Origin of the sequence: Corallococcus exercitus, assembly GCF_042231735.1 — a bacterium.
In the GTDB taxonomy this organism is placed as follows: Bacteria; Myxococcota; Myxococcia; order Myxococcales; family Myxococcaceae; genus Corallococcus; species Corallococcus exercitus_B.
This window is the reverse complement of sequence record NZ_CP102577.1, coordinates 1,167,200-1,177,618: the sequence shown is the minus strand read 5'-3', so window position 1 is coordinate 1,177,618 and position 10,419 is coordinate 1,167,200. Positions and strand designations below refer to the sequence as shown.

11 protein-coding genes are annotated in these 10,419 nt (G+C 71.1%); 6 read left to right on the top strand and 5 right to left on the bottom strand.

Going from position 1 to position 10,419, the window contains the following annotated elements; translation table 11 throughout:
• Nucleotides 1-20: 20 nt before the first annotated feature.
• Nucleotides 21-632: a glycoside hydrolase family 19 protein gene (locus NR792_RS04430; protein ID WP_375758817.1), complete on the top strand. Its 612-nt coding sequence runs from the start codon at nt 21-23 to the stop codon at nt 630-632.
• 85 nt (nt 633-717) lie between these two features.
• On the opposite strand, the gene NR792_RS04425 is transcribed toward NR792_RS04430, so the two are convergent.
• On the bottom strand, nt 718-1,131 hold the full coding sequence (locus NR792_RS04425) for a hypothetical protein (protein WP_375758816.1): 414 nt from the start codon (nt 1,129-1,131) through the stop codon (nt 718-720).
• A gap of 116 nt (nt 1,132-1,247) precedes the next feature.
• A complete protein-coding gene (locus tag NR792_RS04420; RefSeq protein ID WP_375758815.1) occupies nt 1,248-1,553 on the bottom strand; it encodes a hypothetical protein in 306 nt (101 codons plus the stop codon).
• Nucleotides 1,554-1,719: 166 nt separating this feature from the next.
• Here NR792_RS04420 and NR792_RS04415 point away from each other — a divergent pair, with 166 nt between their 5' ends.
• Nucleotides 1,720-3,177: a hypothetical protein gene (locus tag NR792_RS04415; protein ID WP_375758814.1), complete on the top strand. Its 1,458-nt coding sequence runs from the start codon at nt 1,720-1,722 to the stop codon at nt 3,175-3,177.
• 90 nt (nt 3,178-3,267) lie between these two features.
• Here NR792_RS04415 and NR792_RS04410 read toward each other — a convergent pair whose 3' ends face one another.
• On the bottom strand, nt 3,268-3,594 hold the full coding sequence (locus NR792_RS04410) for a hypothetical protein (protein ID WP_375758813.1): 327 nt from the start codon (nt 3,592-3,594) through the stop codon (nt 3,268-3,270).
• Between the two features lie 19 nt (nt 3,595-3,613).
• A complete protein-coding gene (locus tag NR792_RS04405) occupies nt 3,614-4,795 on the bottom strand; it encodes a patatin-like phospholipase family protein (RefSeq protein ID WP_375758812.1) in 1,182 nt (393 codons plus the stop codon).
• A 222-nt stretch (nt 4,796-5,017) separates the two neighbouring features.
• Here NR792_RS04405 and phbB point away from each other — a divergent pair, with 222 nt between their 5' ends.
• On the top strand, nt 5,018-5,743 hold the full coding sequence (gene phbB, locus NR792_RS04400; protein WP_375758811.1) for an acetoacetyl-CoA reductase: 726 nt from the start codon (nt 5,018-5,020) through the stop codon (nt 5,741-5,743).
• 10 nt (nt 5,744-5,753) lie between these two features.
• Entirely contained in the window at nt 5,754-7,394 is a 1,641-nt protein-coding gene (locus NR792_RS04395; RefSeq protein ID WP_375758810.1) for a PHA/PHB synthase family protein, read from the top strand.
• A 22-nt stretch (nt 7,395-7,416) separates the two neighbouring features.
• Here the strand turns inward: NR792_RS04395 and NR792_RS04390 are convergent, their stop codons facing one another.
• On the bottom strand, nt 7,417-7,956 hold the full coding sequence (locus NR792_RS04390) for an RNA polymerase sigma factor (protein WP_375758809.1): 540 nt from the start codon (nt 7,954-7,956) through the stop codon (nt 7,417-7,419).
• A gap of 162 nt (nt 7,957-8,118) precedes the next feature.
• Here NR792_RS04390 and NR792_RS04385 point away from each other — a divergent pair, with 162 nt between their 5' ends.
• Nucleotides 8,119-9,387 (top strand): SET domain-containing histone-lysine N-methyltransferase, encoded by a 1,269-nt coding sequence (locus NR792_RS04385; protein WP_375758808.1) that lies wholly within the window; start codon nt 8,119-8,121, stop codon nt 9,385-9,387.
• Between the two features lie 2 nt (nt 9,388-9,389).
• Nucleotides 9,390-10,340: an NmrA/HSCARG family protein gene (locus NR792_RS04380; RefSeq protein ID WP_375758807.1), complete on the top strand. Its 951-nt coding sequence runs from the start codon at nt 9,390-9,392 to the stop codon at nt 10,338-10,340.
• Nucleotides 10,341-10,419: the final 79 nt, after the last annotated feature.

Sequence of the window (10,419 nt, the reverse complement as noted above, 5' to 3'; positions counted from 1 at the left end):
ACAGCCACGGAGTCCCCCGGATGTCTTTCTTTGGTTTTGGTTCCAAGTCCTCCAAGTCAAAGCAGCCCGAAGCCTCCTCCGAAGCCGCCCCCCAGGAGGCGTTCCAGGCGCTGACGGTGGAGCACCTGCGCACGCTCATGCCCCGGCTGCCCGGGGCGCGGTTGAAGGAGCTGCTGCCGCACCTGAACGACGCCATGGCCGAGGGCGGCATCAACACCCCGCGCCGCCAGGCCGCGTTCCTGGCGCAGATCGCCCACGAGAGCGCCGAGTTCCGCTACTTCGAGGAGCTGGCCTCGGGCCACGCCTATGAGCGCCGCAAGGACCTGGGCAACATCCACCCGGGCGACGGCGCGCGCTACAAGGGCCGCGGCCCCATCCAGATCACCGGCCGCAGCAACTACCGCGCGGCGGGCGAGGCGCTGGAGCTGGACCTGGAGAACAACCCCACCCGCGCGGCGGACCCGGACGTGGGCTTCCGCACCGCCGTCTGGTTCTGGAACAGCCGCAACCTCAACAAGCACGCCGACAAGGGCGAGTTCGACGCCATCACCCGGCGCATCAACGGCGGCTACAACGGCAAGGCGTCGCGGGACTCGTACTACCAGCGGGCGCTGAGGCTGCTGGCGAAGTGACGGGCCCGCGCGAAGCCGCGTGCCCCTGAAACACGAAGAGCCCGCGGCCCGGCCTTCCGGGACCGCGGGCTCGTTCGCGTCAGGGCTACTTCGCGGGCGTGCTCGCCGCGTCCGCCGCCGGGGGCGTGGTGGCGTCCGCCGCCGCGTCGGTGCCCGGCGCCAGGTGCTTGCCGCCAGGCCGGAACAGCATGCGGACCGTGAGCTTGCTGGAGTCCTTGTCGTTGAGGTCGTGCAGGCGCGAGTGGTTGAGCGCATCCTTCCTGCCGCCGCCGCCGAAGAGCGAGAACCAGCGCTTGGGCTGGGGCTTGTCCTCGGGGATGTCGCTGTCCTGTTCCGTCATCTCGAACTCGAAGCTGGCGGACACCTCCAGCTCCACCACGGAAAAGGAATAGTGCTTGCGGGCCGTCTCCTCCGCGATGTCGAGCGAGGACTGGACGGCCAGGATGAGGTCGTGGATGAGGACTTGGGCGTGGTCAGGCGTGGGATTGGGCTTTGCCATGGGGAAGGGCTTGCAGGGCGAAGGGTGGCGGGCATGCCGTCGCCGCCAGTGCTCCGTCGCGGAGCACCGGCGGCGACGGGTCTGTTTCATCGCGGCTCAGCGTGAGGCGGACCGGCTCAGGCGGCCCCGCCACCCGCGGCGCCCTGGGCGGCGAGCACGGCCGCGGGCTTGATGGTGCACTTCACCGTGAGGCCCATGTGCTCCTTGTAGTCGAGCGTGAGCTTCTCCTTGATGCTCATGCGCCAGACGTTGAGCGCGACGTCCGTCTCGCTCTTGATCTCGAAGTCGCTCGTGAGGTTCACCTCGAAGTAGTACTCGGCGATCGTCATCGGATCCATGCCGGACGACATGAGACGCTGCGCGGTGCGCGCGGCACCGGCGAAGGCAATGATGTACGTGGAAAGCTGCGCGGCGGACTGCATGGGGGTGCTCCTGGGATTGGGTTGCCGGCGGACACCTGCCGGGCACTGCGTTTCCAGGACGGCGCACGGCCCTTGTGTGTGAATGACAACTCACACCGCCACGCCCCTCCGCGTCTCTTGCGGCAGGCGCCCCATTCCCGGGCGCCGCGCGAAAGGCCTTCTCACGATGAGCATGCAGAGCGTTGAGCTGTTGTTATCACATGCGGACTCCCACCTGCCGGTGGCGCCCGACGGCCTGCCCCCGGAGGCCACGGCGCGCATCCCGCGCGGCGCCGACGCCCAGGCGCCGGAGGAGAGCCACCTGTGGGACGACGGCGAGGACCCCAACTCGCTGCCCGCGCAGCGCTGGGGGCTGGTCGCGCCGGAGGGGCCTGAAGGCGACCGGCTGCTCGCGCTCGTGGAGCCGCTGCGCCGCCGCAGGCAGGAGCAGCAGGAGGGCCACCCCGTCCTCGTCTACCGCGTGAAGCCGGAGCTGGCCCGGGAGGCCCGGAGCCTGGAGGACTTCGCGCGCTGGGTGCGCGTCGTCCTGGATGACGAGGCGGTGCCCGTGGCGGACCGGCCCCGCTACCTGCTCTTCCTCGGGGACTTCGACCAGGTGCCCTTCGAGCTGCAGCAGGCCGCGGCCACCAGCGCCTACGTGGGACGGCTGGCCTTCCGGCGCGAGCAGGACTACGCGGCCTATGTCGACAAGGTGCTCCGCTGGGAGCTCGCGCCCTCCCCCGAGGTCCAGGCCCGCTCGCTCTTCTTCACGGTCCATGACGGCACCGCGGCCACGCGCACGGGCTACCAGTCGCTGGTGGCCCCCGCCATCGCCTCGGCGCGGCAGGCCCGGGAGCTGGGCCGCTTCCCCGCGCGCGAGGTGCTGGAGCTGGGCGTGCCGGGCGAGCCCGCCGTGAACGAACTGCTGGAGCACGCCGCGCGGTCGCAGCCCTCCCTCCTCTTCTCCATGAGCCATGGCCTGGGCAGTCCGCGAGCGGGCTGGCGGAGCACCGACGCGAGGCTCGCGCTCCAGGGCGCGCTCAACCTGGGCGAGGGCCAGCACCTGGACGGCGAGGCCGTGGCCGCGCGGCCCTTCCTGCCCGGCGGCATCTGGTTCCTCTTCGCCTGCTTCGGCGCGGGCACCCCGTCGCGCAGCGCCTTCCAGCACTGGCTGAAGCAGTTGCAGGCGGCTGGCCAGTTCAGCGGGAGGCTGGACTCCCTCACCGCGGCGCTGCCCCAGCCCGGCGAGCGCCCCTTCGTCGCCGCGCTGCCCCAGGCCGCGCTGGCCAATCCCCAGGGGCCGCTCGCCGTCCTGGGCCACGTGGACCTGGCGTGGACGTATGGCTTCCAGGACCGCGACAGCCGCACCGGCAAGGTGTCCCGCTTCCTGGAGCCGCTCCAGCAATTGGCGCGAGGCCGCCGCGCCGGCCTGGGCCTGGGCTGGCTGTTGCGCGGAGGCCACCAGGCCAACCTGGAGCTGACCACGCTGTACGACCAGGAGGAGCAGGCGCGGAGCGCCGGCCGGCCCGTGCAGGTGGACGCGGCCCGGCGCGCGCACCTGTGGATGCTGCGCCAGGACCTGGGGGGCTACGTCCTCCTGGGAGACCCCGCGGTGCGGCTGCCGCTGACGCCGCGCGCGCAGTGAGGCCCACCCCACGCGCCTGACTCCCAAACGCACGAAGCCCCGGACGGCCAACGCGCCGTCCGGGGCTGGAGTCTGGAGTCTGGCGACGCTTCAGCGGGAGCCGGGCCCGCCGCGCTCCATGCCGGGCAGCGCGAGGCCCCGCAGGGTGTCGTCGGCCAGCTCGAACAGGCGGGTCTGCGCCTTCAGCACCTGCTCGCGCGCGGACTGCTCCAGCGCGTAGAGCGGCGCCAGGGCCTCCAGCGACTTGCGCAGCCACTCCTCGTGGTGCTCGCGCAGCGAGCGCGCCGCGCTGTCTCCCTCCACGAACTGCCGGGAGGATTCGAGCGCGGAGCGCTGGACGGCGACGGCCTGCTCCAGGAGGCCCCTCCCCCAATCCAGCAGGTGGGCCTGCGTGTCGGTCTTCTTCGCTTCGGTCATGGTGTGGCTCCTTCTGGGGTTACGACAGGGGGACCTGGGTGTGGACCGCATCGCCCTCGACGCGGTGGACGAGGGCGGTCCCGCCGGCCGGAGCCGTGTCGTCGTCGCTGAACGCCTGCGGTCCTCCGTCGGGAGCGGGCTGCGTCCACGGGCACGTCGCCAGGGCCCGCCGCATGTCGCGGTAGCCGTCCGCGCGGCGCTCCGCGATGGAGGCCCGGGAGAACTCGGCGTCGCTGCTGGACAGCTGGTGCTCGCCGCGCTGGTACGTCAGGTGGATGATGTCCAGCCGCGGCGTGGGCTTCGCTTCAGGCTCGTCGCTGAAGGCCATGGGCGAGGACGCCGACGCTCTCCGCACCACCCGCGTCACCGCGCTGCGCAGGTTCCACACCTTCGCGAACTGCTCCACCTGGTGGGACGTGCGGCCCGCGTACTGGATGGACTTCATGCGCCAGTTCGCCTCGTCCATGGCCGTGGGCAGCGGCGCCCGGGCATCGAACAGGTCGATCATGAAGACGACGGCGTGGCGCTTGGGCGGGTCGTCGAGGATGGCGTTGAGCGGCGTGTTGGTGACGCAGCCGCCATCCCAGTACAGCTCGCCGTCGATGAGGCTGGGCGGGAACGCGGGCGGCAGCGCGCCGCTGGCCAGCACGTGCTCCGGGCCCACGATGCCGCGGGTGTTGTCGAAGAACACCATGTGGCCGTCGCTCACCCGGGTCGCGCCCAGGCTCAGCCGCGTCGCGCGCGAGTTGATGTAGTCGAAGTCCACCAGCCGCCGCAGCGTCGAGCGCATGGGCCGCGTGCTGTAGAAGCTCAGCGCCTCCGGCGAGCCGGGGAGCGCGAGCATCGGCGGCACCATCCGGGGGGAGTAGAAGCCGGGCTGGCCGAAGAGGAGGCTGGTCATGTGGCTGCCCAGGTTGAAGAGCTGGCGCAGGTGCCCCTTCAACAGGGAGCCCCACTCGGTGCCGGGCCAGGACACCTCCCGCCAGAACGCCTCCAGCCGCTCGAGCCGCTTCTCCGGGCGGTTGCCCGCGACCAGCGCCGCGGTGAAGGCGCCAATGGAGATGCCGGAGACCCAGTCCGGGTGGAGCCCGGCCTCCTCCAGGGCCTGGTAGGCCCCCACGTGGTAGGCCCCCAGGGCACCGCCGCCCTGGAAGACGACGATGACCTGCGGGCGATCCTGCGGTGCGTGTGGCTGTGTCATGGATGTCCTCTCGCGGGTGCTGCGCGTGTGGTGCCGTCCCGCGGAAGAGGAGGCCAACGGTTCCCAATCCACCCTTCCCAGCGCCCCCCTCCACGGGACAGCCCTGAAGGGACGCCTGGGGCCGCGCGGCTGTGAATTCCGCGCGTCCCCCAGGCCCGGGCATTCACACCCGGGACGCGACCGCGTCCTTCAGGCGCAACCCCCAACCTGGAGGGAAGAGACATGAGCGGACGCGTGGCAGTGGTGACGGGAGGAACGCGCGGCATTGGCGCCGCGAGCGCCGATGCGCTGAGGCAGCAGGGGTACCGCGTGGCGGTCACCTACAACTCGAACGAGCAGGCGGCGCAGGCCTTCACCAGCCGCACGGGCATTCCGGCGTTCCGCTTCAACGCGGCCAGCCCCGAGCAGTGCGCGGCGGGGGTGCAGAAGATCATCGACTCGATTGGCCCCGTCGAGGTGCTGGTGAACAACGCCGGCATCACCCGGGACGCCATGCTGCACAAGATGACGCATGACCAGTGGAACGAGGTCATCCAGACCAACCTCAGCTCCTGCTTCAACCTGTGCGTCGCGGTGGTGGGCCCCATGCGCGAGCGCGGCTTCGGCCGCATCATCAACATCGGCTCCATCAACGGGCAGACGGGCCAGCTGGGCCAGACGGCCTACGCGGCGGCCAAGGCGGGCATGCACGGCTTCACGATGGCCCTGGCGCGCGAGGGCGCGTCCCGCGGCGTCACCGCCAACCTCATCGCGCCGGGCTACATCGACACGGACCTGCTGCACGCCGTGCCTCCCGAGGAGCTGGTGAAGATCCGCGCCCGCATCCCCGTGGGCCGCCTGGGGCGCGGCGAGGAGATTGCCCGGGCCGTGACGTTCCTCGCCTCCGACCGGGCCGGCTTCATCACCGGCTCCACGCTCACCGTCAATGGTGGGCAGCACATGTACTGAGGAGCGGAACATGGACGCATCCCTGGAGCCCATGCGGCGCGCCTTCCTGGAAGTCCTCCTCCGGCTGGCGATGGACCCCCAGCGGATGCTCGCGGCGGGAGCCGGCCTGTGGGAACGCTCGGCGCGACTGGGCGTCCCCCAAGGCCCCTCCCGCCCGGACGGAGACCGCCGCTTCCGCGATCCCGCCTGGCGGGAGCAGCCCTTCTTCGACTTCGTGCGCCGCGCGTACCTGAGCGGCGCGGACTGGCTGCACGACCTGGTGGCGGAGGTCCCGGGCGTGGCCCCCCACACGGCGCACCAGGCGCGCTTCTACACCCGCCAGCTCACGGAGGCGCTCGCGCCCTCCAACTTCCCCGCGCTCAACCCGGAGGTGCTCCGCGCCGCGAGTCAATCCGGTGGCAGGAGCCTGCTGGCGGGCCTGGAGGCGCTGCTCACGGACCTGGCGCGCGGTCAGGGCCGGCTCGCCCCCCGGATGACGGAGCCACGGACCTTCCGGCTGGGAGAGAACCTGGCCACCACCCCGGGCGACGTCATCCACGAGGAGCGCCTGTTCCAGCTGATCCAATACCGGCCCACCACGCCCACCGTCCACCGGCGCCCGCTGCTGGTGGTGCCCCCGTGGATCAACAAGTTCTACATCCTGGATCTGCGCCCGGAGAACTCGTTCGTCCGCTGGGCCGTGGAGCGTGGCCACACGGTGTTCCTCGTCTCGTGGGTGAACCCGGACGAAAGCCACGCCGACGTGGAGTTGGAGGACTACCTCCTGCACGGGCTGCTCCCCGCGCTGGACGCCGTCACCCGCGCCACCGGCGAGCAGGAGGTCTCCGCGCTGGGCTACTGCATTGGCGGCACGCTGCTGGCCGCGGGGCTCGCGTGGCTTTCGGCGCGCGGGGACCCGCGCGTGTCCAGCGCGACGCTGCTCACCACGCAGGTGGACTTCAGCGAGCCCGGGGACCTCGGCGCCTTCATCGACGCGCCCCAGCTGGAGCGGCTGGAGGCCCACATGCGCCAGCGCGGCTATCTGGACGGGCTGGAGATGATGACCACCTTCAACCTGCTCCGCGCGAAGGACCTGCTCTGGTCCTTCGTGGTGAACAACTACCTGCTCGGCCGGGAGCCCGCGCCCAGCGACTTCCTCGCCTGGAGCTCGGATCCCACGCGGCTGCCCGCGCGCGCGCACGCGACGTACCTGCGCGAGCTGTACCTGCACAACCGCCTGGTCCAGCCGGGGGCCGTGTCCTTCGCGGGAGTCCCGCTGGACCTGGGCCGGGTGCGCGTCCCCCTCTACGTCCAGGCCTGCCGGGAGGACCACATCGCGCCGTTCCGCTCGGTGTACCGGGGCGCGCGGCACTACGCCGGCCCGGTGCGCTTCGTGCTCGCGGGCTCGGGCCATGTCGCGGGCGTCATCAACCCGCCGGCGGCGAACAAGTATCGCCACTGGGTGCCCGGCCCCGGGCCGCTGGCGCCAGACGCGGACACGTGGCTCGCGGGCGCGCTGGAGCGCCCCGGCTCATGGTGGGCGGACTGGGAGGCCTGGCAGTCTGAGCGCTCGACGGAGCGCGTCCCCGCGCGCATCCCCGGCGAGGGAGCGCTGCGCTGCCTGGAACCGGCGCCGGGCCGCTACGTCCAGCCACGCCTCCTTCCAGAGTGAGCCGCGAGGCCGCGCCCTCCACTCAACGGGAGTGGAGGGCCTGGGGCACGGTGGCGCGGAGGATGCCGTACGCCAGTTGGATGCGTTTGCGCACGTTGACGTGAGTCAATCTCAGCTGCGCGGCGATGTCGGCATAGGACATATCCTGAAGGTAGCGCATCACCAGCGGACCCTTCAGGTTGGGTGGAAGTTCCTGGATGCACTTGCGGACCGCCTCGGCGTCCTCGCGCTGGAGCAGTCCCGCGTCGGGCAGCGGCTCGTGGGACTCCGGCTCCACGGGCTCCAGGTCGTCCATCCGCCCCTCGGCTTCGCCCCGGCGCTGCCGCTCGCGATGGATGTCCATGCAGATGTTGTGGAGGATGCGGCTCAGCCAGGCCCGCTCGTTGAGGATCCGCCCGGGCGGCGACGCGTACTTCTGGAGCGCGCGGAGCATCGCGCTGTTCACCGCGTCCTCCGCATCCGCGACGTTCCCTCCCATCAGTCGAAGAGCCTGCTGGAACAGATGCTCTTTGTGCTGCTGCCAGACCCGCCAGAAGGGAGAGGGAGTCGAAGTTGTTTTCACGGTTTCCAGTGCCCAAAAAAGTGCTCCTGGAAACGGCGCAGCGCGGTCTTTGTGAAAAAGCTCTTACTCGCTCAATTAATGGCGACCCCGAAATAACGGCAAATCACAACGCGCGTTGCCAGACGTCTTCATGGGGACCAACCCCGACGCATGGCGGAGCCCATGAGCGCGCACGACGAAGAGCCGGACACCCTCGAGGAAGAGCACCCGCTGAAGGAGCACCTCGCGCTCAGCTGGAGCAGGCAGGCGGGCGCGAGCTTTCCGAAGCTGTGGGTGGGGCATCTGGAGGGAGACGAGCGCGGCGTCTTCGCGAAGGCCGCCATCGCGCCCGGTGAGGTGGTGCTCCAGGTGCCGCGCGCGTGTCTGATGACGCTCGACGTGGCTCGCGCATCCGACGTGGGACGGCTCATCGAAGCCCATGCGCCCGACACGAGCGAGGAGTCCTATCTGGCGGCCTTCCTCCTCCAGGAGCGCGAGCGGGAAGACTCCGCCTGGAAGCCCTACCTGGACGTGCTGCCGCGCGCCTTCCCTCACTTGCCCCTCTTCTTCGACGCGCGCGAGCTGTCGCTGCTGAAGGGCTCGTCCACGCTGCGCGAAGTGGCTCGGTGGAAGGAGCTGATGCTGACGCGGTACGCGGAGCTGGCCGCGAGCGTGCCTGGCTTCACGCGCTTCACGCCGGACGCGTTCCTGTGGGCGCAGCACGTGTTGATCAGCCGCACCTTCGGCCTGACGGTGGAGGGCCGGCTCATCCGGTGTGTCGTCCCGGTGGCGGACATGCTCAACCACCGCGCGTCGCCCCGGGTCGTGTGGGGGAACACGGAGGACGGGGCGTTCGTGCTGAGGGCCCGGGAGCCGGTGGCCGCGGGCGAGGAGCTGCACATCAGCTACGGCATCAAGCCTGGCTACCGGTTCCTGCTGAACTACGGGTTCGTGCCCGAGGACAACCCGGACGACACGCTGGTGCTCTACCTGGGCGTCCCGGAGGACGAGCCCCACGCGGAGCGGAAGCGGGAGCTGCTCTCGCTTCCCACCCCGGCGTCACGGCGCCGCTTCGAGGTGCCCCTGCACTACGGCCACTCCTCGACGGTGGCGATGTTCTCCTTCCTGCGCGTGGCCTGCGCGGACACGGAGGAGCTGGCCCGGCTCACGGCCGAGGCCCATGAGGAGCAGGGGCTGGGCCCGGTGCCCCCGCTGAGCTCCCGCACGGAGGCGCGGGTGCTCCAGCACCTGAGCGACCTCTGCGAGGCGCGGCTCGCGGGCTTCGACACGACGCTGGAGGAGGACGAGCGGCTGCTGCGCGAAGCGGACCTGTCGCGCAACGAGCGCAACTGCGTGCTGCTGCGGCGTGGAGAGAAACGGCTGCTCCACGCATACGCGGGCCTCGCGCGCACCATCCAAGCCTCCGGCGGCGCCCGGGACGAGAGGACATGACCATGAGCAAGAAGATCATCGCGGTGGTGGGAGCAACGGGAGAGGAAGGAGGCGGGCTCGCGCGCGCCATCCTCGCGGACCCGCGGGGTGGGTTCACGGTGCGCGCGCTCACGCGCAAGCCGGGCTCGGAGCTGGCGCGCAAGCTGGCGAAGCTGGGCGCGGAGGTCGTCGCGGCGGACGTGAATGACGCCAGGAGCCTGCGCGCGGCGTTCACGGGGGCGCACGGCGCCTTCTGTGTCACCAGCTCCTGGGAGCAGTCCGCGCCGGAGCGGGAGCTCACGCAGGCGCGCGCGATGGCGCACGCCGCGAAGGAGGCGGGCGTGGCACACGTCCTCTGGTCCACCCAGGAGGACACCCGGCGCTTCATGCCGCCCGGGGATGCGCGCATGCCCACGCTCAAGGGCAGGTACAAGGTCCCGCAGTTCGACGTGAAGGGTGAGAGCGACGCCGCCTTCACCGACGCGGGCGTGCCGGTGACGTTCGTGCGCACGTCGCTGCCCTGGGAGACCCTGCTGCTGTTCGGGATGGGGTCGAAGCGCAACGCGGACGGCACGCTCGACTTCGTGTTGCCCACGGAGGACCAGAAGCTGCCGGGCCTGGCCGCGGAGGACCTGGGCGGCTGTCTCCACGGCATCTTCCAGCGTGGGCCCCAGGGAGTGGGCAGGACGGTGGGCCTGGCCAGCGAGCACCTGACGGGCGCGGAGATTGCCCGCACGCTGAAGCACGTGCTCGGGCAGGAGGTCGTCTATCACTCGATGTCGCCGGAGGTGTACCGGACGTTCAACTTCCCTGGCGCCGCGGAGCTGGCGAACATGTTCCACTTCATGCGGGACTTCGCCACGGAGTACTGCGCCGTCAGGGATCCGGTGCTCACGCGGGAGCTGAACCCCCGGGCGCAGACGCTGGCCCAGTGGCTGGAGCGCAACAAGGCCCGCTTCCTGCGGGCGGCGTGAGCCGCCTGGGGCTGCTCATGCGGCCGGGCGCGCTTGCGCGGAGGGAGGCGGCCAGCTGAACATGGCCGCACCCTCCATG